This is a genomic window from Legionella waltersii, assembly GCF_001468085.1.
GTDB lineage: Bacteria > Pseudomonadota > Gammaproteobacteria > Legionellales > Legionellaceae > Legionella > Legionella waltersii.
This window is the reverse complement of record NZ_LNZB01000051.1, coordinates 231,073-256,980: the sequence shown is the minus strand read 5'-3', so window position 1 is coordinate 256,980 and position 25,908 is coordinate 231,073. Positions and strand designations below refer to the sequence as shown.

Sequence of the window (25,908 nt, the reverse complement as noted above, 5' to 3'; positions counted from 1 at the left end):
ATAGAATGAGCTTAGGAACTGTAGTAGAAGTAATTGGTGCGGTAGTAGACGTCGAATTCCCGCGTGACAACGTGCCTAAAGTAAACGATGCACTAAAGTTGGCAGACAGTGACTTAGTGTTTGAAGTTCAGCAACAGCTTGGAGATGGTGTCGTCCGCACAATTGCTATGGGTACCACAGACGGTTTAAAGCGTGGTCTTAAAGCACATAATACTGGCCATCCTATACAAGTCCCTGTTGGTAAAAAGACGCTTGGCCGTATCATGGACGTACTTGGACGTCCGGTTGATGATGCTGGTCCAATTGAAGCCGAAGAAGAGTGGGCCATTCATAGAAAGGCACCAAGCTATGAAGAACAAGCAGGTAGTCAGGAGTTATTAGAAACTGGTATTAAGGTTATTGACTTACTTTGTCCTTTCGCAAAGGGTGGAAAGGTTGGCTTGTTCGGTGGTGCAGGAGTGGGTAAAACTGTAAACATGATGGAGCTCATCCGCAACATTGCTATCGAACACAGTGGATACTCTGTATTTGCTGGAGTAGGAGAGAGAACAAGGGAAGGTAATGACTTCTATCACGAAATGAAAGAATCTAATGTACTTGATAAAGTATCATTGGTTTATGGACAAATGAATGAGCCACCAGGAAACCGATTAAGAGTTGCTCTAACTGGACTAACAATGGCTGAAAAATTCCGTGATGAAGGCCGTGATGTTTTGTTGTTTATCGATAATATTTATCGCTACACTTTAGCAGGGGTTGAAGTATCTGCATTATTAGGACGTATGCCTTCAGCAGTGGGTTATCAACCAACATTAGCTGAAGAAATGGGGATGTTGCAAGAGCGTATTACATCAACAAAGACTGGTTCGATCACCTCAATTCAAGCTGTGTATGTTCCAGCAGATGACTTGACTGACCCCTCACCCGCAACAACGTTTGCTCACTTGGATGCGACAGTCGTTCTGTCTCGTCAAATCGCTGAATTAGGTATTTATCCAGCTGTGGACCCACTCGATTCAACATCTCGTCAGCTTGATCCTTTAGTCGTTGGACAAGAGCACTATGACACAGCTCGTCGAGTACAACAGACACTACAACGATATAAAGAGTTGAAAGACATTATCGCAATTCTAGGTATGGACGAATTGTCAGAAGAAGACAAACGAGTTGTAACAAGAGCTCGTAAAATCCAACGCTTCTTATCACAACCTTTCTTCGTTGCAGAAGTATTTACCGGCTCTCCAGGAAAATACGTGTCATTAAAAGACACTATTAAAGGATTCCAAGGAATTCTTGCTGGTGAATACGACGATTTGCCTGAGCAAGCATTTTATATGGTTGGCAGCATAGAGGAAGCAATTGCAAAAGCGAAAACTTTATGAGGCAAGATGACATGACTATTACAACGCACTTGGACATCGTCAGTGCTGAAAGAGAAATTTTCTCTGGTTTAGTAGAGATGGTGGTTGCTACTGGGGAGCTTGGTGAAGTCGGTATAGTACCTGGTCATGCACCATTACTAACTGTTTTGAGACCTGGTGAGATCAGATTGACCTTGCAAGGTGGTGCTGAAGAAGTGTATTACGTACAAGGTGGAATGTTAGAGGTTCAACCCCATTGCGTTACGGTTCTTGCTGATGTTGTTGAAAGGGCTGATCATCTAGATGAAGCTGCAGCACTAAGCGCAAAAGCTAAAGCCGAAGCCGCTATAGCGAACAAGAGCGGAGAAATTGATTACTCTTTAGCTGCAGCAGAGCTTGCTCGTGCTGTCGCTCAAATTAGAGCAATTCAAAAAGTGAGAAAGAAGATAAAGTAGTACCCCTAAAAGCCCAAGTATGAATTTATACTGGGCTTAACTCATTAAAATACATACACTTACATCACTCTATCAAGATCTAATTCACAAAGTTATCCACAGATAATAAATTCTAATTGTAAAGCAGAACGCTAAAAACATAATATTTTCAATAAGTTAAAATATAAAACCATGAGGCGCTTGTATGTAATTAAAAGTTATGCACAGGCAACATTATGGGTAGATTTCTATCATGATGAGTATTCTGGTAAAATACCTTTGCATTGTTCAATCGTATTCACTACGATGAACATATTATAAAACTAACCCAATATTAGGTTATGACTGAAGTGATAGAAAAAAAGCCTCTAACTGAGTTTACTGAGAAAGCCTACTTAGATTATTCCATGTATGTCATTCTTGACAGAGCGTTACCACACATTGCCGATGGATTAAAACCTGTTCAAAGACGAATCGTGTATGCGATGTCTGAATTAGGATTAAAGGCAACTGCTAAACATAAAAAATCTGCACGTACAGTTGGAGATGTGCTTGGAAAATTTCATCCACACGGTGACAGTGCATGTTATGAAGCAATGGTATTGATGGCGCAGCCATTTTCTTATCGATATCCATTTGTTGATGGCCAAGGAAATTGGGGATCGCCGGATGACCCAAAATCATTTGCCGCAATGCGCTATACCGAGGCGAGGCTATCAAAATACGCTGAGGTCTTACTGGAAGAGCTTCAACAAGGCACCGTTGATTGGGTCGATAATTTTGACGGAACTCTTCTAGAGCCATCTCTACTCCCTGCCCGTCTACCCAATATTTTGCTGAATGGAGCAACAGGAATAGCCGTTGGAATGGCATCAGATATTTTGCCTCATAACCTGACTGAGATAGCTAATGCGTGCATCCATTTACTGGATAACCCGCGGGCAGATCTGCAATCTATCTGCGACTATGTGAAAGGGCCAGATTTTCCTACAGAAGCGGAAATAATTACATCACAAGAGACAATCCAAGCGGTGTATGAATCAGGGAATGGCTCCATAAAAATGAGAGCCATATATATTCAAGAAGATCAAAACATCGTAATTACCTCATTACCCTATCAAGTGTCTGGAGCAAAAATTATTGAGCAAATTGCACAGCAAATGCAGCAAAAGAAATTGCCAATGGTTGAGGACCTTCGTGACGAGTCTGACCATGAGCACCCTACTCGGCTTGTTATTATTCCTCGATCAAATCGAGTTGACATTGATGGTTTAATGTCTCATTTATTTGCGACTACAGATCTTGAAAAAAGCTATCGCATTAATTTTAATATGATAGGTCTAGACGGTAAGCCAAAGGTAAAAGGTTTGCTTTGCATACTGAATGAGTGGCTTAGCTATCGATTAATAACAGTAAGAAAGCGTCTTGAGTTTAGATTAGCTAAGGTATTAGAACGTATTCATATTCTTGAAGGATTAATCACTGCCTATTTAAATATTGATGAGGTCATCGCGATTATTCGAGAAGAGGAGCATCCTAAGCAAAGTTTGATGTCTAGATTTAATTTATCAGAGCGTCAGGCTGAGGCAATTCTAGATATGAAATTGCGTCATTTAGCAAAACTAGAAGAAATAAAACTAAGAGGCGAGTTGGATGAGCTTAGCGCAGAAAGGGATGGTTTACAAAAAACATTAGCAAGCGACCTACTCTTACGCAAATTAGTAAAAGAAGAGATAGCTAGAGATAGAGACGCGTTTGGTGATCCTAGACGTTCACCGATAATAGTCAGGGAAGAGGCTCAAGCACTAAAAGAAGAGGATATTCTCCCCAATGAACCAATCACTGTCGTGTTGTCAAAAAATGGCTGGATTCGTGCTGGGAAAGGACATGATATAGAGGGTAGAGAATTAAGTTACAAGGCTGGTGACGAGTTCAAGGCACAAGCATTTGCACGAACCAACCAGCAAATCTTATTCTTTGATGAGGAAGGCAAAGTATATTCTTTACCAGGTCACTCGCTGCCTTCGGCACGTGGACAAGGTGAACCATTAACAGGCAAATTAAATCCTGCTGAAGGAGTATTATTTCAAGCGATCTCTGGAGGAGAGCCCGAGCAAAAACTACTGTTAGCAAGCGATGCAGGATATGGATTTGTTGCAAAAATTTCTGATCTGTATGTAAAAAATCGCAATGGAAAAGCATGCATCAAGCTTTTGAAAAATAGCAATGTTTTGCCGCCACGATTATTAACTAAGGACAGTGATTTATTGGTTGCTTGCGCGACAAACGTTGGTCGTTTATTGATATTTCCTATTCACGAATTGCCTGAACTAGCAAGAGGCAAAGGAAATAAACTGATAAGTATCCCTGCCAGTAAAGCATCTACACGAGAAGAGTACGTAGTGGCTATTCAAGTTTTGTCCATAGACGACTCACTAACTGTCCATGCTGGTAAACGACATTTTACGTTAAAGGGTGATGATCTACTGCATTATAAGGGTGACAGAGGCCGACGGGGGAATCGCTTACCTAGAGGGTTGCAGAATGTCACTGAGTTAGAGGTTACAGCCCCTGTGGAAAAATAGTTTATCCGCTCCCTGACTGACGGTTACGAATCAGCTTGCACTGAGCAAATACGAGCCGCGACCGTCATGACTCAGGAATCGACTCATTTTTTAAAATGGGGTATTTATACCAAAGGTCGGGTGCTTCGCCTAATGGCCTGGCCTTAAGCGGTGTCATTAGGTCCATCTATCTGGCCTGCATCGGCCCGCTTGCTGACGCGCGCGGCTCGTTTCACTCCCTGCTGTGACTAGGATTTGATTCAGACAGCAAAGAAGAAACCGAGCCGCGCGCGTCAGCAAGCGGATACGGAACTATCCGCTTTCACGAATGACGCTAGTTAAGGCAGCGCCATTGGGCGAAGGGCAGAACCTATGCCTACTGACAATCAGAGAAGAGAGGAGTTGAGGCACTATAATAGGAGTCGATTCCTCAGCCGTCAGGGAGCGGATAAACTATTTTTCGTAAACTACACTTGATAATGCATTAATAATTGACTCTTTTTGACCATCGGACAGAGTGGTCATCGGTAATGTAGCCATCGACATGGTTCTATAGAGTTTCTGTATTTCATTGTTATTTATACAGTGTAAGTGCTTAGAAATGGTGTGAAGATCTCCTCTCACTAGAGGACCTGTAAGTGCCTCCTTTACAAGCTGTTTCTGTTGCAAATTCGAGAGGCTACTTTGCATTAACTGCACAACCATGGACTTCGAATCATTTTCTTCAATACCAGCCTCTAGCAATAATTGTTGACTGTAATAAGCCAATGTGACTAAATAATTGGAGGCAACTACAGCTGCAGCATGGTAGATGGGTTTTTCGTTGGGTTCAATCGTCAGAAGCCGCGCACCTAATTGGTTGAAGGTGGAGTTAAGCCATTGGCGAACCTCATCGTCTCCTTCTATAACACCGAGTACTTGATTAAATGCTTTGTCATCAAGTATTTCAGCTTGAAATGCTTTAGGAGGATGAAAGCTTCCAATTAAACAGCCTTGGTTTCGCAATGGTTCAAGAACAGATGAGCTAAGCACGCCGCTACAATGAATGACGTAACTTCCACTTTTTAATTGTTGGTTTTCAGACAGTGCTGAAACAACGCTTGAAATTGAATCGTCATTACATACTACCCAAGTGATTTTAGCCTCAGGAAGGTCTTTAATAGATTGTACGGGTGTACCAACGCCCAATTTTTGACAACTGCGAACAGAGCTAGAAAACGAAGTGTTACAAATTGACTCAATAGACACCAAGTTTGATTTGGATAAGGAATAGGCCAAGTTCATTCCTAAGCGACCGGCTCCAATGATGTTGCATTTCATGCGTGTATTAAACCTGCAAGTATTTTCAGCGTATTATAATCAAAAAATACGCAAAGCGATAATAAAGGTGGAGTTTACTTCTGAAGGTGTATAAATCAATCTTTATTTTTGAGCTATACCTGGTTATAATATCAACATTTTGTGCTCAATAAGAAATTAAATCGGCCTAATTCAATGTTTATAATGGTTCAATCAAGTCAGCACAACTTACTGTTTATAACAAGACTGCAGCAAATGGGGGAATTCATTCAGTGAAGAGCTCAATTCAGCAATTGATAAATGAATTGCAACTGAGAGTAAGTCCTTCCATGTTGGCGGATTTAAACTCCGACAATAGTCAGTTGCAACAAGAAATTGAGGCTCTTCCCAAAGAGAGCAATATCGCGCTTTACAAAGCAAAACTCCAGATGCTTATTGTGTGGTATGAGGCCAAATCCCTCGATAAGAACCGAGCAATACTTGCCGATAACAAGATTGTGTGGAAACTAAGTGGACTAATATGGGATGATTTACAAATTAAAATCATTCCCTATTTATTTGAACAACAATTTCACTTCGACGACATACAGGCGATCCTTTTTGATGAAGCATTTTATAAATCGATCAATACCCTTCTTGAGTTAAAATTTACAAAAGCGTTCCCTAAATTAATTTCTAATCCTGAAAAAAGAGAGTTACTGAAGTTAATTAACTCCATCTATAACGAAAGCGCAAGAAAATTGTGCTTGGTGTTTTGGGTAAAAGATCCAGGGCTTAATCCTGAGAAGTTAAAGCGGATTGTAGATGAACTTAATGCTTATCCATTATTAGCAGAAACTCTGATTGCTTTAGATTCTACGGGCAACATTCACATTAACGATTTATTGAGGTTGATGCTTGAGCCCAAACGCCAGTTAGTAGAGTCTATACTCCATCATTATCAAGAAGAATTTAGAAACTATAGTCTGAAAAAAACGAAGCTTTCTCGCTTAAGTGAACAGGAGCTAAATTCGTTGGTCAACTCCTTTAAGGTATTAAAAGAGAATCAGTGCAAGACAAAACAGGTTTATCAGTTTCTGATTGAAGATGGTGTAGAGGCGAGAATACTTCGACAATTTTTACCAGGAATTGCTGAGATTCCTAATCCTGAATACCGAAAGAAATTGATCCAACTATTGCATATCGGGGTTACAAATGGGTTTGTTGTTCAAGGGGCAGAAATTGCTAAAATTACTGATCCTAATCTATTGGCCCTAGCTAAAGAGTTAAGTGAGCGCTTTATTTGCTTTAAGCAATTGCATACTTTGAATCTTAAATCTGAAATGGTTGAGTTTGCTGGAAAACACAATGATCCCAATGCCCATCGTTTCAGACAAGTGATTATGAAAGTAGAAGAAGAATGTAAGATTGCTCTCAACCGACTCAGTCAGTCACCTAAAGATAACTCCGTTTGTTCAGGTTGGCAAAAAATTGAAACCAACTATCGATTAACTTTATACAGTATTGCCTATGATGCAATAGTTAAAGGCACATCGGATGCTCTAAAGGCTCGGTTAAAGGTTGCTGAAATGGAAACGTTAAATATAGTTGATCCAGAGATCAGACAGCCCTTAGAACTGCTATTAATTGTTCTAGCAAATATACTCATTACTGCTTTCACTGGTGGATATGCCAATCAAATTAAGGAAAAAAACACAGGAAATTATTGGTTTTTTACTCAAACCAAAACGGGGGAGGAAATTAGAGCATTGCATAAAGATATTTCTAGCATCATTGAAGAAGCAGCTCCAACACTAACTTCCTAAGTTATGGAAAATAAGCATTAAACTGCGCTTATTTTCCTCCAGTCGCTGAAAACTCGCCCTTTAAGCCCATTCTGCTCACATAAAGACGCGCTTTACAACAAATAAGTTGGATGAATTGATATTTTGTATGAAAAATACACTTGAACTTCTTGAAAATTTCTGCTTAATATGAGGCATAAGATGGAAAGAGATGACTCAAAGGATTTCATATGGGTTTGCCTAAGAAGGCTTTAAGAGAAAGTCAGCTGGAGTTTCTAACTGCAGGTACTGCGCTAAGTGATGGTTCTCATCAAACTTACAAAGTGATGTTTACGGATAACAGCATCCCGAAGCTTTCTTTTTATAAAAAAATTGATCCAAAGAGTAGTTATCCGGCATTACTCGCAAAAATTAGTGTTGCAGTTTCGTTATTTAAGAGAATTTTTCAAGGCAAACGCTCTGCTGAAGAACGCCTGGTTTTTGATGATGAAGATCAACTTGTAGGTACTTTATCGATTGGAGTGGAGGGATTTAAGCCATTTAATTTCGCAAATGAGCCAATTCCTCTTGATACCTATACTCGTGAACAAGTTATTCCAAGCACCAAAACCTTGATTGAAAAGAACATCATGGAGATTCTTTTCGGTAGGTGGTTTTTGGATGACGATGATGGTCATGCTCACAACATGAGTCTTGTTGGTGATATTGACTTCGATATGTTTATCTATTGGCTTACAATCCACATAAAAAAGCCTCGAGCTGTTATTGGTGTTCCAAAAACCAGAGTGGCTTTAACCGTTCAAGACTGGGAGCGGTTTCCGAATGTTAAAGATGCAAAGCCTTATCATTGGCCGCCATACGAGCACCCCGGGCAGGAGACATTACCCACACTTTTTCCCGTTCAGGAAAAAGTCGCCAAACTCGTTCTACCTAAAACATATGCAGATCCAACGCAATTTGAAAGACTAGCGCACGAGCCTATCGCACATGAGCAAAAATTCGCAGCAGCACTTAAGGCTTTGCTGACTTACCAACCAGAGATGATGAGAAAACGCTTAACGGATCTTTTTGGTGACTTGACATTAAACTACACTTCTTTGGATGAAATTGATGTTCAGCTAAGAGACATCTATGAAAAAGAGCATGGAACTCTATTCAATGACAAAACAAACGTAAAGTCCTTTGTAGACTTTATGATGAACATCTATCAAATGCACTACGATAATTTGTATCGAGTGGTCGTTTTTTATATGGGCTGTGAGAACAACGGATTTGGGGTGCGATTAGACTCTACTTGTTCAACATTGTATTCAAAGCCCTCCTTTTACAAGAACATCGTGGAGTGGGTTGAAACTCAAAACCGTACTCTATATGCCAATGACGATTCCGGCTCTAAATTTAACCTTAAAGAATTGCAGAAACGCTATCACCAAGTTTGGAGAGACTCTCATGCTCCTATATTTGTAGATTTACTGCATAGCACATTAAGATTGACCAATGATTTGTTGAATAAGATGTCAACTGAAAAGATTGAATTAAGACAAATTGAAGGCAAAAAAATAGATGATGACAGCTTAACCAGTGTATGGGATTTGTTTGGCACCATGCCTGAATTATCTGCTGAGGAAATGGCGCCTTACATCCAGGTTGATGAAGAGAGTAAGCTACGTCCAGCCCTAGCTTTACTCACAGACTTCTTTAATAAGTTTCATGCAATAACAAAGAAATATTATAAAAAAGACAGAGGTGAATTGACTGAGGAGGACAATGTAGAGTTTTCTAAGCAATTGAGCCAATTGTATTTGGACTATAATGTCAAAATTAGACAAAACTTAGCACACACAAGTACCCTAGCAAATGAGTTTAATTTAATTAGTGCCCGATTGAAGCAGTTAACAGAACAAATTAATTTTGAGCTTCACTTAACTACAACGGATGAGCATATTAAGGAAGCTCACTCAGTGGTCAGCGTTAAAACGGATCTTCCACATACCCATGAAGACGTTGTGAGTCGTTTTAATGACGCTTTATTCCTTTGGGCAAAAAGTCTTAAGCCAGAGGATTTAGGCAAGCGCATCAATGAAATTATCGATAAACATTATGCGCCAACCTTCAAAAGTCTCTCTAAACGTCATAGAGCAGAGCCAGTTAGAAAATATTTGGAGTCAAGTGAACATGAAAGAGGTGATCACCGACTCGCTTATATTCTAACTTCCGGCATAGAAGATACTGGGGCATTAAATACATTACTTATAGAGCATTTTACACCGCTGGTTTTACAAACCTATCCTATAAACAGCATACAAACGGCCGTTAAAAGCGGTGTTTTTAAAACGGATATAGCAGTATTTACTAAATCTGCCGTTGATTTTGCTCGACACGATAAGAGATTTATACACCTTTATAGTGATGAAGGAGTGAAATTATTCTATCAAACGATGTATGAGTGGCTTGATAAGTTAGAAAAACCTAAATTTAAAGGATTGATAAATTCTTCCTTAAAAGAATATGAAGCTCACCTGTGGTCATATAACTCAAGAAGAAGCGAAATAGAGGGCTATTGTAAAAACTTTACACCATCAAAAGCAGTAGCAATGGCGTTTATTAAAGGTAAAACAAGTTCTACATTGAACCCCATTTTGTTTGATAAAATTGTTGAAGCCATTCAAAAAGATGTACTTAAACAGGAAGACTTGCAAAAACGACCTGAATATCGTTTATTCATGCAATATAATCCTGAGATGCACAAAGCAAAATATTTAGAAGATTTAAACAAAAATTCCGTTGAAGTCACACATCGCCAGACTTCCGGGGAAAGAGCTAAGACAGTTCTGAATGTGTAAGACTGGTGTGACAATACAAAGCCGTTTGAGTTATCATGGTTTTTTTATTTATTGAGCAACAAGGCATGTCTTCAGATTTTATAAAAACATTTCCTCAATATTTACTTCCAAAACAGCTGTTAACGATGATCGCTGGTTGTCTGGCCAAGGTAAAACAAGAAAAATTTAAAAATTACATCATTGAACAATTCATAAATACCTATGGTGTAAACATGAAAGAGGCATTGATTGAAAATCCCAAAGAGTTTGCCTGTTTTAATGATTTTTTTATAAGGCATTTAAAACCAGAATCTAGACCTTTAGCTGATGCAGATATTGTTTGCCCAGTGGATGGTTGTGTAAGCGAAATCGGAAGCATTCAGGAAGGCCAGTTGATGCAAGCCAAAGGAAAGTATTACTCCGTAAAAGAGCTTTTGGTGTGTGACGAAAGCACTGCAAAACAATTTGTTAATGGCAAATTTGCTACGTTGTATTTATCCCCCAAAGACTACCATCGTGTTCATATGCCCGTTGATGCAGAGCTCCTTTCAATGAGCTATGTTCCAGGAGCATTGTTTTCTGTCCAGCCCAGTACAGCGCGTGTAATACCTAAGTTATTTGCTAGAAATGAACGCTTAGTCATTCATTTTCAGACGCATCTTGGACCCATGGTCATGGTTATGGTTGGAGCAACTATTGTAGGTGCAATTGGTACTAGTTGGGGCGGAGATGTCAATCGTAGTCATCAATCAAAACAAGTGGTTTATCCCAAGGACTTCAAACATCGCCTGTTGTCCCAGGGAGAAGAAATGGGGTACTTCAAACTAGGCTCTACAGTCGTGTTGCTATTTGCAGAGGGTGATAATGTACAATGGAGTGCTGATTTTATAGCCGGTAGAAGCATTCGCATGGGAGAAAACATGGGCGTTTCAATGGGTCTAAATGGTACCGAGAAGAGGACTCGAACCTCCACGGAGTTGCCCCCACTAGCACCTGAAGCTAGCGTGTCTACCAATTCCACCACCTCGGCATAAAGCGTTAAGGTACGCAAATTATAAGTGGCTGTCAATCACTATTTAGCTGGAGTATGGCATTCCAGCTTTTAAAATTCGCTCTCTAACCCCTTGCCATTCGCTTGTTTCTGGTGGAAGTTCTATTGCAATGCATATTGCATCGGATGCATCGGCTTCTCGCAATTGAAAATACAATTCATAAGCGGCTTTTTCAGGACTATTAGCAAGCAAATGAAAATGCTTTGGTTCTACTTCTGGAGGCTCTTGGCTGGCGATGACGTACACATCACGCCCTCTGTTCAGACAAAATTCTGCAAGTGCTTCATAATGCTCAAAATAATATAAATTCTTTTCAGGTTGGTAATGGTTTTCAAGTTTACCGGGTACACGAATCGAGTTGTCTCTGTTTATAAATTGGGTAGACACCACTTTTGCAATCGCATTTTCATCGATCATCCCATGTCGTAAAATTTGATAGGTGTTGGGGTCTGTGGCATCGATGATAGTAGACTCGATTCCTACGTTGCAGCGACCACCATTAAGAATAGTGAGCGCCTCCTCTGGAAATGACTCTTGCACATGTTGAGCCGTAGTGGGACTTACTTTTCCAAAAGGGTTTGCAGATGGCGCGACTACAGGAGTCTTCAGCTTGCTTAGCAGCTTTTGCGTAAGAGAGTGGTCAGGGCACCTTATCGCTACAGTGGATTGGCCGCCCGTAATCAAGGGATTTATTTTGCCTTTTTTTGCTTGAAATACAAAGGTAAGCGGCCCTGGCCAAAATTTTGTAATCAGTTGTTGAGCATATTCAGGCACTTCTTCCACTAGCTCATCTAAGTTTAGATTCTCAGCAATATGGATAATTAAAGGGTGATTGAGTGGGCGGTGTTTCATTTCAAACACGGCTTTAATGGCATCTTCATTGGTAATAATAGCAGCCAAGCCGTACACGGTTTCCGTTGGAATGGCTACGAGCTTGCCTGCTTGTAAATCAAGAATAGCTTGATTTAAATCGTTGGTAATTGTGGACATATCAATTCAATCACATCAATAAAACAATCAATAAGGCTAATAATAATAGTATAAAAAATCAACATTAATTTTCATAAATCGGAAATTTAAACGGCTTTAGCTGTTCAACCCTGCTCCTAATGCCCACTCCTTCTTGGCTGAGGAATCAACTCGTTTTTTAAATGGGGCATTTATACCAAAGCTTGGGTGCTTCGCCTAATGGTGCTGTCTTAAGCGGTGTCTTTAGGTTCTTCTATACGGCCCGCAACGGTTCGCTCGCTGACGCGCGCGGCTCGGTTCCTTCTTCGCTATCTGAATCAAATCCTAGTCACAGTAAGGAGTGAACCGAGCCGCGCGCGTCAGCAAGCGGATATGAGTAGGATTAAACCTGATTCCTTACTTCAGATAGTCATCATACTTAGGATCCCACATGGTTTTACTGATGGCTGATTCGATATCGGTTTCCGTCATTGGAGCAATATGACCTTCTTTTATCCCTTGGAGGATGACCGCTTTAGCAATGTGTTTACTCACTTCTCGTATAAAGGGTAGTTCTGGTAATAACCGGCCCTCGCCAGTTGCAACTGCTGGAGCTAATTCACTCAAGGCGACGGCTGCTGCCATCATCATTAAATCAGTGACTCGCTTGGATTTTCCAGCCACTACCCCGAGACCTACCCCTGGGAAGATGTATGAATTATTGCATTGAGCGATCTCAATGTGATGACCATTAATAGTAACAGGGTCAAAGGGACTGCCTGTAGCAATCAAGGCTTTACCCTTTGTCCAATTCAAAAGATCTTTTGGAGTGGCTTCAGCTCTCGATGTCGGATTGGATAAGGGGAAAATAATGGGGCGATCGCAATAGCTAGCCATCACTTTTATCATGTCTTCGGAAAACTGATTGGGTTGACCAGAAACACCTAACAGAATTGTTGGGTGTGCATTTTGAATAACGTCATATAAGTTGATTTCGCCCTGCTTTTGCAACTTCCAGTTTTCTACAGCAGCGAGTGAGCGTGCAAATGGTTTTTGAAAGGGTAATAAATTCTCGGTCTTCTCAGTGAGCAACCCATAGCGATCTACCAGGTAAAAGCGAGATCGTGCTTCTGATTCTTTAAGTCCTTGATTCATCATTGCTCTAACCAATTGTTCACTGATTCCACATCCCGCTGAGCCTGCACCTAACAATGCAATCTTTTGGTCCTTTAGCGGTGATTTTGCAACACGAGTCGCTGCTAAAATTGCCGAAACAGCAACAGCCGCAGTGCCTTGAATATCATCATTAAACGTACACAGTTGATCTTTATATCGTTCAAGCAATGGATACGCATGCTGCTGTGCAAAATCTTCAAATTGCAATAAAACATGGGGCATGTGTTTTTTTATGCTTTGAACAAACAAATCGACAAAGTCATCGTATTCTTGACCAGTAACCCTTGGGTGTCGCCATCCAATGTACTCAGGATCATTAAGTCGTTCTTGATTATTAGTTCCAACATCCAAAATGATGGGTAAAGTCTGGGCTGGATGTATTCCCCCACAGCTGGTGTAGAGCGACAATTTTCCAATGGGAATCCCTAAACCCCCTGCCCCTTGATCACCTAAGCCAAGAATACGTTCTCCATCTGTGACTACGATGACGCTAATCGATCTTGCTGAGGCGACTCTTTTGATGATGCTATCAAGTTTCTCTTTCTCTGGATAACTGAGAAATAGCCCTCTTGGTTGTCTGTAAATATGCGAAAATTGTTCACAAGCTAGACCAACCACAGGGGTATATATAATGGGTAATATCTCAACCAAATTATCAATGATGAAACGATAAAATAAAACTTCGTTTCGATCCTGTAATGCACGCAAATAAATGTGTTTTTCTAAGGGGGATTCTTTCGCCTTATAAGCATCTAGGCAGCGTGACAGCTGTTGCTTCAATGTTTCAACAGATGCAGGTATTAGTCCATGTAAGGAAAATTGGTCACGCTCTTCTGGAGTAAATGCAGTTCCTTTATTGAGTAATGAATCCCGTAAAAGATCCCTTCCCTTTTTTTCGATTTTTATTGCCATAGACAAAACTCCTTGTATTGATTTTCACGGATGGATTTTTTAATCTTTTACAGGACTTATGAAAAACTCCCAATCACTTTGTTAAAAAGTATTTTTAATTCGGTCATTTAGTTTAAACTCCCGCATTAAAAACACGTTTTGCTTCGACCCTGGGGTTTTTCGTAAGTCCTGTTTTAGTCAATGCTTACGAATGATTGTTGTATTTTAATAGTTTAGACGATCTTTAAAGGAACAGTAACTTCTTGTGATTATAAAAATATTAGAAAAATCAATAGATTATTATTTCTCGATGGTTCCCCGATCATATCCATCAAGGGAAAACATAAATAATGCACTTTTAATCGCTCATCGGGGAGCACATTGCAATAGAAAAGGAATTCTTGAAAACACCATGGCAGCTTTTGAGCAAGCTGAAAAAGCAGGTTGTTGGGGGATAGAGTTTGATGTGCATCAAACAAAAGATAAGGTTTTTGTTGTAAATCATGATCCAACTTTGCATCGTTTGTGGAATAAACCAGTAGACATTCGAGAGTTAACTTTTGAGGAGTTAAGGCAAATAGCTCCCGGAGTTCCAACATTACCCGAAGTGATTCGTCGATTTTCTAATTCAATGCACTTACTCATTGAGCTAAAGCATACGGTTCATGATGAGGCTCTTCTTCAGGATGTTTTGCAGCCTATAGTCCCTTGCAAGGATTTTCATTTCTTGGCTTTGGATCCGGTAATTTATCAATCCATCAGTTCATTCCCAAAACGTTCACAGCTGTTAGTTGCTGTTCACAATAATATGAGCAACTATTGTAAAATAAGTCTTGATGAAGGTTTTGGCGGAGTGCTGGGAAATTATGTTTTATTAACAAACAGTCGAATCAAACAACTCAAGGAGGCTGATCAACTTTATGGGGTTGGTTTTGTTGAAACTAAAAATGGGTTGTTCAGAGAGTTAAATCGAGGAATTGCTTGGCTGTTTACAAATAACGCGGAAAAAATAGGGCGATTTTTACGTGATTTGCAAAGAGAATAAAATAGTTCTGATTTTGACAATTTTACTGTCATAACATAGTCTTAAAGTAAGACAGAATTCTTTTTTTTTGTTTTTGGTTGCTGATTTGGGATTGTTCGTAATCTGGTATCCTACCATCTGACAGTTGCGTCTAGTTAAGGATATTTAGATTGGCCAGGAGGGGCAATGACGCTAAAAATAGTGTTTTTAGGATCAGGATCGGCATTTGGCTTGGGGCCTGATAATTATCATTCAAACATCCTTTTTCAAATTGATGAAGACACTTTATTGGTGGATGCTGGTACTGATATAAAATACTCCCTAAGAGATCAGAAGCTTTGTTATAAAGACATAAAAAATATATACATCAGTCACTTGCACAATGACCATGCTGGAGGAGTTGAGTGGTTTGCTTTAACAACCTATTTTGATCCAGAGTATTCTCACAAACCAACGATTTTTGCTTCAGAAAAAATAATCGATGATCTTTGGTCAAAATGTTTAGCGGGTGGTTTAAGCACGATAACTCAAACCCGAGCATCACTAAGTACGTATTTTGACGTTCATCCAATTAAGCAATACGAAGGCTTTGAGTGGCACTCCATTCAATTCAAGTTAGTACAGACTATTCATTTTTATAGCGATCACGAGTTGATGCCAAGCTTTGGTTTTATGTTTGACTACAATAATAAAAGGATATTTTTTACTGCCGATACACAGAATGCTCCGTCTCAGCTTAAGGTATTTTATGAGGAGGCTGATATTATATTCCATGATTGCGAAACCAGCCCGCATAAAAGTGGTGTGCATGCACATTACTCTGATTTAATGAAATTGCCCACCCATATTAAGAAAAAGATGTGGTTATATCATTATAATCCTGGGAAGTTACCCAATGCCAAAAAGGACGGGTTTCATGGGTTTATAAAAAAGGGACAGGTCTTTTTATTCTAGTTTTTGATATCCAGGTATTTTATTCACTTGAATAGTATCCACAAGCTTTGGATTCAAATAATCTTTGGCATAGGTTTCGTAAACCTTTTCTTCTATGAACACATCGAACAAATCAGGGTCAATATGGCCATCTACTTTCATTTGCCCCATGATCTTGAGAGCTCGGGACAAAGTCATCGCTTTTTTGTAGGGTCTATCGCTGGCCGTTAAGGCTTCGAAAACATCAGCGATGGCAATCATCCGCGCAGGAATGGACATTTGCTCTTTGGTTAATCCTCGAGGATAGCCAGAGCCATCCATTTTTTCATGGTGACTTCCTGCTAACTCTGGAACCCTTTTAAGATGTTTAGGATAGGGCAATGATTCAAGCATTTTTATAGTAACAGTGACGTGATTATTAATTATTTCACGTTCATTCACGGTAAGTGTTCCTCTGTTTATTTCAAGCATTTGGATTTCTTTTTTTGATAGAAAAGGTGCTACTTTGCCCTCTGAGCTCACTAAATTATGCTTAGATATGTTTTTTATTGCAGCCAACTCCTCTGGATGAATATGCTCTTTTCCAAGATTGCATTTTCTAATCATTGCTCTTTCCTTATAAAAGGCTTGAATTTTCTCTTGGAGAGATTGCTCTTCATGAAGGTTAATCGGATTACCCGTTAGCTTTTGGATTTTATCTTGCAGACATTCTATCATTGCATCTCGAATTAACAGCTCAAAACGTAGATCGATAAGATGAATACGGTCAAAAATCTCTTCAAGTTTGGTTGCCTTATCAACTACTGATTCAGGTATGCTGATTTTTCCACAATCGTGTAACCATGCGGAGACCTCTAACTCGTAGAGTTCATCTTCAGTCATTGTAAACTCTTTTAATGGACCTTTATCCACTTCGCAAGCTGCTTTAGCGAGTAGAAGGGTAATCACAGGTACTCTTCTGCAATGTTGGCCCGTATAAGGAGATTTTTCATCGATGGCTTTTGCAATCAGTTGAATTAATGAATTAAACAGTTCTTTTTCGGCATTAATTAGAGCTCGGTTGGTTATTGTAACAGCGGCTTGTGAAGCTAAAGATTCCACAATAGTTTGGTTTAATTTCGAAAAAGAAGAGACTTTATTTGTTAAGGGATCAATCGCATTGATTAGCTGTAGCACTCCGATGACTTCATTAAGGTGGTTGGTCATGGGTACAGTAAGGAAGGATTGTGATTTGTAACCTGTTTTTTTATCGAATTGCTTTGTTCCCGATAAATCAAACTTTCTTGTTGTGTAAGCATCTTTAAGATTTATGGTCTGTCGATTGATGGCAGACCATGGTGCCAACATATGAAAGTTAGGATCTCCGTGTTCATCGTATAAAGGGAGTTCGCTAAAACCAATGGGCGTTTTGCTGGTTCCACCCATATGAATGCCTAGCGATTTGTTGATCATGATTTCAAATTTTAAGGTTTTATTGTCCGTTTTTGTGTATAAAGTTCCACCATCGGCATTTGTAATTTCTAATGCCTTCATAAGAATCAACTCAAGTAAACGAGAATGATTCTTCTCAGTCGAAAGCGCTATCCCAATCTGGGTAAGACTTTGTATTAGACTACTAAATTGGGCTTCATTCGATTTCATGGCTTGAAAACTGAAGAGAACCGTATTCAAATTATAGACAATATTTAGTGAAGACTAGCGATTAAAGACTCGGAGACAAAGGCTCTTTTAGAACCCCTGCTGTGTCAATGGCTTCTTACATTTTCTTGCGGAGACTATCTTCAACTACCTTTTCTGGCCTTTCTTTGTCTTCAAGGAATGCACGTACGTCAGCTATTGAAACATAACGTACTCCTTTCTGTCTGTTTTGTGGGAGCGACTCATTTTATTTCCTAATAATGCTATTATTTAATAAAGGATTTATGTTGAGAGGGAATATGACAAAAATCAGAAGTGGGATCATCCGATTGGTTTTTCTCTTATTGATTGTCTCACCTTGTTATGCAGTAATTAATGTTGGAACAGTTGAGTTTGATCCCCCTTACGTCATTTCTTTGAATCAAGGGTTTGAAATTGAATTAGTAAAATCCATTTGTCATCAGTTAAATCAAGAATGTATCTTTAAGAGAATGGATTATAATAAACTATTCTCAGCATTGGACTCTGGCAGCATAGACCTTGCTATGGACAATATTGATTTTTATGTATCGCCCAATGCATTAAACGGTGATTATCTTTATTCTTTTCCTTATTTGTTAAGTAAGGGGCAATTTTTAGTATTGAAAAGCAGTGGGATTAAATCCGTACATGACTTACCAGCAGGAAGCAAAATAGGGTTGGTACGAGAACAGGCACAACAAAACCAAGGTATTTTTTATAATTTTTTTCTCAATAAATATAAATCTCAATTTAAAGTAGTTATCTTCGATGATTTGGATAGCTTACTGACCAATTTAACTTCAGGCAATATTGATGCTGCATTTTTAGATAGAGGTGAAGTCAATTATTGGGTGCTTGATGAAAGCAAGCAATTTAAGGCGCTTGGAAATCCTATGAAAGTTGCTGATGGGATTGGCTTAATGTCCTTGCCGTCAAATGCTTCCTTGATGGCACAAGTCAATCAAGCATTAGAACAACTAGAGCAGAGTGGGGAGTATTCAGCGTTGTATACTACTTATTTTGGGATAAGTAACTACTAAGTCTAGTCCTAATGCAAAGAAACAAACTTTGGTACAGCGTAAGCCATAACCAAGGATTTCATTGCGTGCAAAGATTGCAAACCTTGTTTATGGCTTCGCCTCCATCTAGGCCACGTTTGCTTGTCTAAGGATTGGTAAATTGATTAATAGATCTTGTTAATCGTACAACCAATTCGTCAATCTCTTCCTCATTAATGATAAGAGGAGGCAATAATCTTACCACAGTTTCAGCAGTTACATTGAATAAAACCTTATTTTGCAAACCAATCGCTCTGATGTCACTAGCAGGCCTATCAAGTTCTATTCCAATCATAAACCCCTTTCCTCGAATTGCTTTTACATGGGGGTGCTTTCCAAGGTTGCTAATGAGTTTATCCATTAGTAGCGCACTGTTTTTAGCCACTTTTTCACAAAGTTTATCCCGTTCAATGACATTCAAAACGGTTAAAGCCGTAGCACAAGCCAAAGAGTTCCCGCCAAAGGTAGAACCATGGTTCCCGGGTTTAAATAGATTAGTAGCCCTTTTGCTCATTAAACATGCTCCAATTGGCATGCCGTTACCAAGTCCTTTGGCGGTAGTTAATACATCGGGTTTGATGTTGTAATGCATGCAAGAAAAAAGTTTCCCTGTTCTTCCATTTCCTGTTTGAATTTCATCGAGTATTAGCATCCAATCATTTTGCTCGCATAGGGTCGCTAAAGCGCGTAAGTAGCTCTCATCAGCGGGGAATATCCCGCCCTCTCCTTGAATGGGCTCAACCATAACAGCAACTACGTCTTCTCTATTGGCAGCAATAGTATGAATAGCCTCAATATCATTAAAAGGTGCTCGAATAAATCCAGGGACTAGAGGTTCAAAACCAGCTTGAACTTTTCTGCTTCCTGACGCAGTGAGTGTAGCCATGGTTCGGCCGTGAAACGCTTTTTCCATGACAATGATTGATGGAGTGTCAATTCCTTTTTTATGTCCGTAGAGACGAGTTAGCTTAATGGCAGCCTCATTTGCTTCAGCCCCTGAGTTTGCAAAGAACACTTGTTCCATGTTGGCCATGGATGTTAATTTTTCTGCAAGAAGCTCTTGTTCTTTAATATGAAAAACATTGGAGGTGTGAATTAGTTTTGCTGATTGCTCTTGTATGGTGCGAGTCACATCGGGGTGTGCGTGACCTAATCCACAAACGGCAATGCCACTTAATCCATCGAGGTATTTATTCCCCTGTTCATCATAAAGCCATACTCCCTCTCCATGGGTAAAGGTTATCGGTAGTGGGTTATAGCTGGTTATTAAAGCCATGACATCTCCTTAAAATATATGCATACCTTATTCAAGTGCTCTTTAAATCCTTTTTACTTAAGATTGCTGTTGGCGAATTCCCAATTGACTAAAGACCAAAATCCTTCGATGTAATCAGGGCGGCGATTTCGGTAGTCGATATAATAGGCATGCTCCCAAACATCACACGTTAAAAGGGCTTTTAAACCTTCAGTCATTGGGGTTCCTGCATTGCTTGTGCTGGTGATTTTTAAATCCCCAGACTGGTCTTGAACTAGCCAAGCCCAACCAGAACCAAAAGTAGTCGCCGCGGCTTGTGTGAATTGTTCTTTGAATGCAGAAAATGATCCGAAGTGTTTGTTGATGGCCTCCGCTATCTTTCCTTTAGGCTCACCGCCGCCATTAGGACTCATGCTATGCCAGTAAAAGGTATGGTTCCATACTTGTGCGGCATTATTAAAGATCCCGCCCTTAGACTTTAGAATAATATCTTCTAGGGACATGGATTCAAACTCTGTTCCTGGGATTAATTTATTTAAGTTAGTCACGTAGGCGTTATGGTGCTTCCCATAGTGGTACTCAAGCGTTTCTTTTGATATATGCGGTTCTAGATCATTTAATTCATAAGGCAATTGTGGGAGGGTAAATGTCATAATTATCTCCAGGTTTTATAACAGGTATTAGTAAATTGGGTAGTTTAGCAGGATAAGTATGATATTCAATGTCGTTTTTGTTACAATGTAAACGTTTTGAGTGTATAATATTAGACCATTAGTGTTAATTCGATGCTTTACTAAGTTGCGGCATTAGGAGGTTTTCTCCATAATGACAGTTTTATTTTAGAGTTAAGGTGCAGACGTGGATACAATTGAAAAAATTAAAAAACAGATTGCGGATAATGTAATAATTCTTTATATGAAAGGCACTCCTAAAATGCCTCAGTGTGGCTTCTCAGCTCGTGCAGTACAATGTATTGAAGCTTGCGGTGTTGATTTCGCATACGTTGATGTATTGGCTAATCCGGATGTGCGCCAAACGTTACCACAAGTCTCTGATTGGCCAACGTTTCCTCAGCTCTATGTGAAGGGAGAGCTGGTTGGTGGTTCGGACATCATTGCTGAAATGTTCCAACAAGGTGAATTAGAGCCTATGCTCCGTGATGCAATTGCTGCATAATAGCTTCTGTTGACAAATTTTACGTATGTTTGTATTTGTACCTACTTTTAAGTAATGGAGAGCATAGAATGAGTGTATTAGTTGGTCGTAAAGCACCTGATTTTACAGTGGCTGCTGTATTAGGAAATGGTGAAATAGTTGATAAATTTAATTTGCATGAGAACATCAAAGGCAAATATGGTTTGGTGTTTTTCTACCCACTAGACTTTACTTTTGTTTGCCCTTCTGAATTAATCGCTTTAGATCATCGTATGGAAGAGTTCAAACATCGTAATGTAGAAGTGGTTGCTGTATCCATTGATTCTCATTTCACACACAATGCTTATCGAAATACATCCGTTAAGAACGGTGGAATTGGTCCGGTTCGCTATACTCTTGCAGCTGATATGACCCATAGTATTTGCCAGTCTTATGGAGTTGAACATCCTGCTGCAGGCGTCGCTTTCAGAGGTGCATTTGTGATTGATACAAACGGTGTTGTGCGCTCACAAATCGTAAATGATTTACCAATAGGCAGAAATATTGATGAATTGTTACGTATTATTGATGCCGTTCAATACTTTGAAGAGAAAGGTGAAGTGTGTCCAGCTGGCTGGAAAAAAGGACAAGCGGGTATGATTGCCTCTCCTAAAGGTGTTGCTGACTACTTGGCCGAACATTCAGACGCTTTATAACAGTCAGGGGACGGACCCATTGTGGTCCGTCCTCACGTTCATCCGCACCTCTCTCCTCTTTTGAACTATTTAAGAGCTAATCCTCTCCATCTATTCACCATCTCACAAAACAAGTCGGCTGTTTTTTCTGCGTCATAAATTGCAGAATGTGCTTCATTCGGGTCAAAGGAAATCCCCGCTGCTTTAGCTGCTTTTGCTAGCACCGTTTCACCAAAGATTAAGCCGGCTAAAGTCGCTGTGTCGAAACAAGTAAATGCGTGGAAAGGCGATTTTACATCGGACCTTTGTATGGCGGCTTTCAAAAACAAGAGGTCAAACCAGGCGTTATGCCCTACTAAAACAGCTCGCTGACAGTGATTTTGCTTTAATGCCACATGAATAGGTTTGAATAATTTCTCTAAGGCTGTGCGTTCTTCAACTGCAAAACGAAGCGGTTGAAATGGGTCAATCTGATTAAATTCAAGTGATTTTGGATCCAGTTCAGCGCCAGGGAAAGGCAAAACATGCTCAAAGTAACTTTCTGTTCTTTTTAGAATCCCCTCGGCATCCATCTGAACAATGACAATACAAATTTCTAAAAGCGCATTTTTTTGGGGATCAATTCCAGCGGTTTCAATATCAACGACTATGGGCAAGAAACCACGAAAGCGCTCTTTCATGGTTTGGGGTATCGCCTTATTTGGTTTGCTCATTGATACTCCATTCGATGGTTTCTCCTGCAGCCATAGGAACTACTTGCGTGGAGCCAAACGGTAGGTGCTGGGGGATTGTTTGTTTAGATTTGATAAGTTCTAACGTTTGCTTGTTGGCCGGTAATTGATAAAACCCACAGCCAAAATGGCTTAAGAAATCATTCAGTCTAGGTAGTTGTCCTAAATGATCAAACACTTGAGCGTATAGCGCTACTGCATAAGGTGCTGAATAAATCCCCGCGCAGCCACAGGCATTTTCTTTGGTGTGAATTTCATGAGGAGCACTGTCTGTACCTGCAAAAAATTTAGGATTACCACTGGCTACCGCATCTTGTAGCGCTTTTTGGTCATTCTCATGCTTTAAAATTGGCAGGCAGTAATAATGAGGGCGAACACCACCCACGAGAAGTTTATTTCGATTGTACAATAAGTGGTGTGGGGTTATGCTGGCTGCCACTTGAGAAGGTGCTTGGCGGATATACTCCACAGCTGCTTGCGTGGAAATATGTTCTAGGACTATTCGTAACTTAGGAAAATTAGCAACAATAGGTTTTAAATACTCATCAATAAATAGAGCTTCTCTCTCGAAGATATCGCTGTGAGTTACCTCTCCGTGAATTTGAAGCACTTTATTGTTCGCTTGCAATGTTTCTAGAAGAGGGTATAAGGCTTTTAACGATTTTGCTCCGGCTTCAGAATTCGTGGTAGCTCCCGCTGGATAAAGCTTGGCCCCAAGGATATAAGGGGTGGTTGCTGATAATTCAATCTCATCACTGGTAACCGATTCATTCAAATAAAACGTCATGTAGGGTTCAAACGAGACACTTTTAGGAATGCAGTCAAGAATTCGAGATCGATATTCATCAATAGCCTTAACCGTGGTTAAAGCGGGTTTAAGATTTGGCATTACCAAAGCCCGAGCAAAATGATGTGCTGTAGCGGAAACAGTATGTGGTAAAAATTCGCCGTCACGCAGATGAACATGCCAATCATCAGGTTGAGTAATGACCAGAGTTTTCATGTAAAGATTCCTATGAATTTGCCGATAAGGAAGAATAACACGAAATAGCATCCCAGGATGAACAAAAAATGACAATTGGTCATGGGTTCAACAGAATAATACTAACAACAAGTGTGTGTTTATGCATTGGGATGAGTATTGGCCGAGCAGCACCACAAATTCACTATGCAAGTCCCATGGGCGACGAAAATTGGCGCGTGAATGGAACGCAGCTACGTTGTGGTCTTGCTTTAACAATACCTAACTATGGCATTGGATATTTTGAACAATATGCCACTAAAAAGCCACATTTTATTTTGCGAAAATGGGATCAAGTAGAAAGAACTCTTCCCGCACAAGTGATTGCAGCTCCTCCTGTCTGGAAACCTGGTCAAAGGCAATCCTATGCAGTGAGTCGAGTTTATATAAAACCAGGTGAGTTCGGGCTATTTTTGGACAGGGAGCCGACCTTAAAGCTATTAACCTTTTTGTCTCAAGGTTACCAAATTAATGTTAACTACATGTCTGAGCAAGGATTTGGTACCAGTGTATCTTTGTCGCCAATTCACTTTCGAAAGGTCTATTCAGCGTATCAAAAATGCGTTGGTAATTTACTGACGTTTGAATATGCTGACGTTAAAGAAAGCGTGTTTCACTTTGGCATAGACGGTAGAACATTAAGCGATGCCGATAAAAATCAGCTCAGAAGAATAGCAAAATACGTCGAAGTAGATGCTCAAATTGATAAAATTGAGGTAATAGGTTATGCGGATGAAAGTGGTCGCAAAGGCTATAACAATGCGATTTCTGAATACAGAGCAAAAGCCGTTAAAAACTATTTATTGTGGTTAGGTGTGCCTCAATCAAAACTAAATGTGACATGGGTTGGTGCTAAATTTCCTGTAGGGAGAAATGATACTGAAGATGGTCGAGCAGCAAACCGACGCGTCACCATCACACTGATTAAAAAATAGCCCCGCTGTGCAAAATAGCATATATCTTAATGAAAATATTCAGTTTTTCAATAAATTTTCTTGACTTATACAAAATCCCTGCAGATACTTTAAGCGTTGCATGCTTCGACCCTAAGCGACGATGCGTGCTATTGACAACTCCAAATGGTGGGTTATCAATAAAATGGAAACTCAATAATAAACAAGTGGAGACAAGGCATGTTTAGTTTGAAAAAAACAGCAGTGGCAGTACTCGCTTTAGGAAGCAGTGCAGTGTTCGCTGGTACCATGGGTCCAGTTTGCACACCAGGTAATGTAACTGTTCCTTGCGAAAGAACCGCATGGGATGTTGGAATCACTGCTCTATATTTGCAACCAATTTATGACGCTGACTGGGGATACCGTGGGTCACATGTAAGCGGTAACTCTGAGTGGTATCACGATGTTGATTTAGATTGGGACTGGGGCTTTAAGCTAGAAGGTTCTTATCACTTCAACACTGGAAACGACATCAACATTAACTGGTACCATTTTGATGGTGATACAAACCACTGGTACTCTACAACTAGATACCATGACATCAACAACAAATGGGATGCAGTGAATGGTGAGTTGGGTCAATTCGTTGACTTCAGTGCTAACAAGAAAATGCGTTTCCACGGTGGTGTTCAATACGCTCGAATCAGCCATGATACAAACGTATACTTAAACAACGCTCACGAAGGTTACCACAACTCTGAGTTCACCGGTTTCGGTCCACGTACTGGTTTAGACATGATGTACGTGTTTGGCAATGGTTTTGGTATTTATGCTAAAGCAGCTGCTGCAATTTTGGTTGGAAGCAGTGACTTTACATATTACAGAACTAACCCAACTTGGGTTCATGGTTCTAAGAACTCTATGGTTCCTGAGTTAGAAGCTAAGTTAGGTGCTGATTACACTTATGCTATGGCACAAGGTGATTTGACTCTAGATGTAGGTTACATGTGGTTCAACTACTTCAATGCATTGCATAACTTCAACATCAATAACGGTAACGCAGGTCTTGCTGAAACTGACTTCGCTGCTTCTGGTCCATACATTGGTTTGAAGTACGTTGGTAACGTTTAATTTGCTAGACAGTTAAACTGATTAAAGCCCATCAACTTTGGTG

The 25,908-nt window shown here is 39.9% G+C and carries 20 protein-coding genes, 1 tRNA gene and 1 pseudogene; 13 read left to right on the top strand and 9 right to left on the bottom strand.

Annotated elements, in window-relative coordinates:
* Positions 1-5: 5 nt before the first annotated feature.
* The 3 genes from atpD (at position 6) to parC (ending at position 4,380) form a co-directional block, all read left to right on the top strand.
* Positions 6-1,382, top strand: a complete 1,377-nt coding sequence (gene atpD, locus Lwal_RS10895; RefSeq protein WP_058480821.1) for a F0F1 ATP synthase subunit beta — start codon at positions 6-8, stop codon at positions 1,380-1,382.
* A gap of 11 nt (positions 1,383-1,393) precedes the next feature.
* Positions 1,394-1,816 (top strand): F0F1 ATP synthase subunit epsilon, encoded by a 423-nt coding sequence (locus tag Lwal_RS10890; RefSeq protein WP_058481005.1) that lies wholly within the window; start codon positions 1,394-1,396, stop codon positions 1,814-1,816.
* 320 nt (positions 1,817-2,136) lie between these two features.
* Entirely contained in the window at positions 2,137-4,380 is a 2,244-nt protein-coding gene (parC, locus tag Lwal_RS10885) for a DNA topoisomerase IV subunit A (RefSeq protein ID WP_058480820.1), read from the top strand.
* 432 nt (positions 4,381-4,812) lie between these two features.
* Here the strand turns inward: parC and Lwal_RS10880 are convergent, their stop codons facing one another.
* Positions 4,813-5,679, bottom strand: a complete 867-nt coding sequence (locus Lwal_RS10880) for a Rossmann-like and DUF2520 domain-containing protein (protein ID WP_058480819.1) — start codon at positions 5,677-5,679, stop codon at positions 4,813-4,815.
* 251 nt (positions 5,680-5,930) lie between these two features.
* Between Lwal_RS10880 and Lwal_RS10875 the strand changes: the two genes are divergently transcribed.
* The 3 genes and pseudogenes from Lwal_RS10875 to asd form a co-directional block, all read left to right on the top strand.
* A complete protein-coding gene (locus Lwal_RS10875) occupies positions 5,931-7,463 on the top strand; it encodes a hypothetical protein (protein WP_083500083.1) in 1,533 nt (510 codons plus the stop codon).
* Positions 7,464-7,672: 209 nt separating this feature from the next.
* The gene (locus Lwal_RS10870; protein ID WP_058480818.1) at positions 7,673-10,285 is read left to right on the top strand and encodes a hypothetical protein; all 2,613 of its coding nucleotides are present in this window, start codon (positions 7,673-7,675) and stop codon (positions 10,283-10,285) included.
* Positions 10,286-10,350: 65 nt separating this feature from the next.
* Positions 10,351-11,193: pseudogene (gene asd, locus Lwal_RS10865) on the top strand (archaetidylserine decarboxylase); the annotation flags it as partial.
* 14 nt (positions 11,194-11,207) lie between these two features.
* Here the strand turns inward: asd and Lwal_RS10860 are convergent.
* From Lwal_RS10860 to Lwal_RS10850, 3 genes are all read right to left on the bottom strand, one after another.
* Positions 11,208-11,294: transfer RNA gene (locus Lwal_RS10860), tRNA-Leu, on the bottom strand.
* 46 nt (positions 11,295-11,340) lie between these two features.
* Complete coding sequence (locus Lwal_RS10855; RefSeq protein ID WP_058480817.1) at positions 11,341-12,306, bottom strand: L-threonylcarbamoyladenylate synthase; 966 nt, start codon at positions 12,304-12,306, stop codon at positions 11,341-11,343.
* Positions 12,307-12,681: 375 nt separating this feature from the next.
* Complete coding sequence (locus tag Lwal_RS10850) at positions 12,682-14,352, bottom strand: NAD-dependent malic enzyme (protein ID WP_058480816.1); 1,671 nt, start codon at positions 14,350-14,352, stop codon at positions 12,682-12,684.
* Positions 14,353-14,596: 244 nt separating this feature from the next.
* On the opposite strand from Lwal_RS10850, the gene Lwal_RS10845 reads away from it, so the two are divergent.
* Together Lwal_RS10845 and Lwal_RS10840 are read left to right on the top strand one after the other, a co-directional pair.
* Complete coding sequence (locus Lwal_RS10845; protein ID WP_058480815.1) at positions 14,597-15,376, top strand: glycerophosphodiester phosphodiesterase; 780 nt, start codon at positions 14,597-14,599, stop codon at positions 15,374-15,376.
* 165 nt (positions 15,377-15,541) lie between these two features.
* Entirely contained in the window at positions 15,542-16,309 is a 768-nt protein-coding gene (locus Lwal_RS10840; RefSeq protein ID WP_058480814.1) for an MBL fold metallo-hydrolase, read from the top strand.
* Here Lwal_RS10840 and Lwal_RS10835 read toward each other — a convergent pair.
* Positions 16,301-17,929, bottom strand: coding sequence for an HD domain-containing phosphohydrolase (locus Lwal_RS10835; RefSeq protein WP_058480813.1), 1,629 nt, complete (start codon positions 17,927-17,929; stop codon positions 16,301-16,303). The two genes, Lwal_RS10840 and Lwal_RS10835, sit on opposite strands and share 9 nt — an antisense overlap.
* A 296-nt stretch (positions 17,930-18,225) precedes the next feature.
* Between Lwal_RS10835 and Lwal_RS10830 the strand changes: the two genes are divergently transcribed.
* Positions 18,226-18,987 (top strand): transporter substrate-binding domain-containing protein, encoded by a 762-nt coding sequence (locus Lwal_RS10830; protein ID WP_058480812.1) that lies wholly within the window; start codon positions 18,226-18,228, stop codon positions 18,985-18,987.
* A 124-nt stretch (positions 18,988-19,111) separates the two neighbouring features.
* Here the strand turns inward: Lwal_RS10830 and Lwal_RS10825 are convergent, their stop codons facing one another.
* Both Lwal_RS10825 and sodB read right to left on the bottom strand, forming a co-directional pair.
* Positions 19,112-20,281, bottom strand: coding sequence for an aspartate aminotransferase family protein (locus Lwal_RS10825; RefSeq protein ID WP_058480811.1), 1,170 nt, complete (start codon positions 20,279-20,281; stop codon positions 19,112-19,114).
* Positions 20,282-20,334: 53 nt separating this feature from the next.
* Positions 20,335-20,913: a superoxide dismutase [Fe] gene (gene sodB, locus Lwal_RS10820; RefSeq protein WP_058480810.1), complete on the bottom strand. Its 579-nt coding sequence runs from the start codon at positions 20,911-20,913 to the stop codon at positions 20,335-20,337.
* A 205-nt stretch (positions 20,914-21,118) separates the two neighbouring features.
* On the opposite strand from sodB, the gene grxD reads away from it, so the two are divergent.
* A complete protein-coding gene (grxD, locus tag Lwal_RS10815; protein WP_058480809.1) occupies positions 21,119-21,436 on the top strand; it encodes a Grx4 family monothiol glutaredoxin in 318 nt (105 codons plus the stop codon).
* A gap of 68 nt (positions 21,437-21,504) precedes the next feature.
* Positions 21,505-22,110, top strand: a complete 606-nt coding sequence (locus tag Lwal_RS10810; protein ID WP_058480808.1) for a peroxiredoxin — start codon at positions 21,505-21,507, stop codon at positions 22,108-22,110.
* A gap of 65 nt (positions 22,111-22,175) precedes the next feature.
* On the opposite strand, the gene rnt is transcribed toward Lwal_RS10810, so the two are convergent.
* Positions 22,176-22,802 (bottom strand): ribonuclease T, encoded by a 627-nt coding sequence (gene rnt / locus Lwal_RS10805; protein WP_058480807.1) that lies wholly within the window; start codon positions 22,800-22,802, stop codon positions 22,176-22,178.
* The gene (gene pyrC, locus Lwal_RS10800; RefSeq protein WP_058480806.1) at positions 22,786-23,823 is read right to left on the bottom strand and encodes a dihydroorotase; all 1,038 of its coding nucleotides are present in this window, start codon (positions 23,821-23,823) and stop codon (positions 22,786-22,788) included. The genes rnt and pyrC overlap by 17 nt, the downstream gene beginning before the upstream one ends.
* 131 nt (positions 23,824-23,954) lie before the next feature.
* On the opposite strand from pyrC, the gene Lwal_RS10795 reads away from it, so the two are divergent.
* Together Lwal_RS10795 and Lwal_RS10790 are read left to right on the top strand one after the other, a co-directional pair.
* The gene (locus Lwal_RS10795) at positions 23,955-24,776 is read left to right on the top strand and encodes a flagellar protein MotY (RefSeq protein WP_408607325.1); all 822 of its coding nucleotides are present in this window, start codon (positions 23,955-23,957) and stop codon (positions 24,774-24,776) included.
* Positions 24,777-24,974: 198 nt separating this feature from the next.
* Positions 24,975-25,865 (top strand): Lpg1974 family pore-forming outer membrane protein, encoded by an 891-nt coding sequence (locus tag Lwal_RS10790; protein ID WP_058480804.1) that lies wholly within the window; start codon positions 24,975-24,977, stop codon positions 25,863-25,865.
* Positions 25,866-25,908: the final 43 nt, after the last annotated feature.

What these genes read in the sequence shown, in the direction of transcription:
- Lwal_RS10880 (WP_058480819.1), bottom strand. Translation starts at nt 5,679, where the DNA reads ATGAAATGCAACATCATTGGAGCCGGTCGCTTAGGAATGAACTTGGCC.
- pyrC (WP_058480806.1), bottom strand. Translation starts at nt 23,823, where the DNA reads ATGAAAACTCTGGTCATTACTCAACCTGATGATTGGCATGTTCATCTG.
- sodB (WP_058480810.1), bottom strand. Translation starts at nt 20,913, where the DNA reads ATGACATTTACCCTCCCACAATTGCCTTATGAATTAAATGATCTAGAA.
- Lwal_RS10810 (WP_058480808.1), top strand. Translation starts at nt 21,505, where the DNA reads ATGAGTGTATTAGTTGGTCGTAAAGCACCTGATTTTACAGTGGCTGCT.
- Lwal_RS10795 (WP_408607325.1), top strand. Translation starts at nt 23,955, where the DNA reads ATGAGTATTGGCCGAGCAGCACCACAAATTCACTATGCAAGTCCCATG.
- Lwal_RS10825 (WP_058480811.1), bottom strand. Translation starts at nt 20,281, where the DNA reads ATGGCTTTAATAACCAGCTATAACCCACTACCGATAACCTTTACCCAT.
- rnt (WP_058480807.1), bottom strand. Translation starts at nt 22,802, where the DNA reads ATGAGCAAACCAAATAAGGCGATACCCCAAACCATGAAAGAGCGCTTT.
- Lwal_RS10870 (WP_058480818.1), top strand. Translation starts at nt 7,673, where the DNA reads ATGGGTTTGCCTAAGAAGGCTTTAAGAGAAAGTCAGCTGGAGTTTCTA.
- Lwal_RS10855 (WP_058480817.1), bottom strand. Translation starts at nt 12,306, where the DNA reads ATGTCCACAATTACCAACGATTTAAATCAAGCTATTCTTGATTTACAA.
- parC (WP_058480820.1), top strand. Translation starts at nt 2,137, where the DNA reads ATGACTGAAGTGATAGAAAAAAAGCCTCTAACTGAGTTTACTGAGAAA.
- Lwal_RS10890 (WP_058481005.1), top strand. Translation starts at nt 1,394, where the DNA reads ATGACTATTACAACGCACTTGGACATCGTCAGTGCTGAAAGAGAAATT.
- Lwal_RS10850 (WP_058480816.1), bottom strand. Translation starts at nt 14,352, where the DNA reads ATGGCAATAAAAATCGAAAAAAAGGGAAGGGATCTTTTACGGGATTCA.
- Lwal_RS10840 (WP_058480814.1), top strand. Translation starts at nt 15,542, where the DNA reads ATGACGCTAAAAATAGTGTTTTTAGGATCAGGATCGGCATTTGGCTTG.
- Lwal_RS10835 (WP_058480813.1), bottom strand. Translation starts at nt 17,929, where the DNA reads ATGAAATCGAATGAAGCCCAATTTAGTAGTCTAATACAAAGTCTTACC.
- Lwal_RS10790 (WP_058480804.1), top strand. Translation starts at nt 24,975, where the DNA reads ATGTTTAGTTTGAAAAAAACAGCAGTGGCAGTACTCGCTTTAGGAAGC.
- Lwal_RS10830 (WP_058480812.1), top strand. Translation starts at nt 18,226, where the DNA reads ATGACAAAAATCAGAAGTGGGATCATCCGATTGGTTTTTCTCTTATTG.
- atpD (WP_058480821.1), top strand. Translation starts at nt 6, where the DNA reads ATGAGCTTAGGAACTGTAGTAGAAGTAATTGGTGCGGTAGTAGACGTC.